This is a genomic window from Bacillus sanguinis (genome assembly GCF_018332475.1).
GTDB lineage: Bacteria > Bacillota > Bacilli > Bacillales > Bacillaceae_G > Bacillus_A > Bacillus_A sanguinis.
Window position 1 is genome coordinate 1 of the sequence record NZ_BOQB01000604.1, and the last position, 1037, is coordinate 1037.

Sequence of the window (1037 nt, forward strand, 5' to 3'; positions counted from 1 at the left end):
ATAGAATACATCCTTTCTTCAAAATATGAAATAAAGTAAATAATTAACATTCTCTATAATAACATATTTAATTATTCGTTTTTATAGATTTTAATGAAATCTTCAACAACATAGTCCTTTAACTTTTAAACTGGATTGTATTTTCTAAATCCCCATACGTATACAGGTACAATTGATATACCTGTATACTCACAATTAAGTTAAATTTATCCAATTTACTTACATTTATCTCTATTATGAAATACATAAAAAGTACCCACCAATTGCTATACGCATAATAATTGGATGAGTACTGCATTACACCTTCTTAATTCTTTATTACTTTACAGACCTTAGGTTTATACATTTGATTTCTAAGGCAATTCACAACGAAGAGCTAGAAAAGATTCTTAAAATGTGACCAATCACTTTTTGTAGCCATTCCCTATAATTCCTTCCCTTCCCCCACAGCTCCTTTCAACTTCTGCAACATATATCCAATCCCTTTGCACCCATCTAACGGATACGTAATGATTTCTTCTGGATATAATTGTATCACTACTTTCTTATGCTTCTTTCCTGCAAGTAAAACAATTTCATCAAACTGAAGCAAATCTTTTTCAATCATTTGTTGTTTTAATTGTTCCATGCTAATAATTTCATCACTCTTTGAATCAAAGGCAAGATCATAGTTTTCTAGTACAATATCTTTTGGTCTTAAAAATCCATGCTTCGCCGATAATATAACCCAATTTTTGAAAAACATAGTTGCATACGCCTGACATGCTTTTCCGAACGGACTAATATATACATCTTTTGCCTCCATCGGTCCGTAATCCGGATACTTATCCCAAATTTTCTTTTTTCCGCATGGAATTATGCATAACTTATTCATTTTTATTTCTTACCTCTTCTCCTGCATAAATTAAATAAATTTTTTTATACATTTTTCTCTCAACATGCTATATAATGATATCAAAAATAAATTACATCTTTTACCATATATGCATCGTTTTTCACTTTTTTAAGGTATAAAATCTTATTCTCCCTATTAAAAT

The 1037-nt window shown here is 29.3% G+C and carries 1 protein-coding gene; it reads right to left on the reverse strand.

What is annotated here, in order from left to right; translation table 11 throughout:
- Window positions 1–424: 424 nt before the first annotated feature.
- Entirely contained in the window at window positions 425–874 is a 450-nt protein-coding gene (locus tag KI369_RS28810) for a DUF6884 domain-containing protein (RefSeq protein ID WP_212959036.1), read from the reverse strand.
- Window positions 875–1037: the final 163 nt, after the last annotated feature.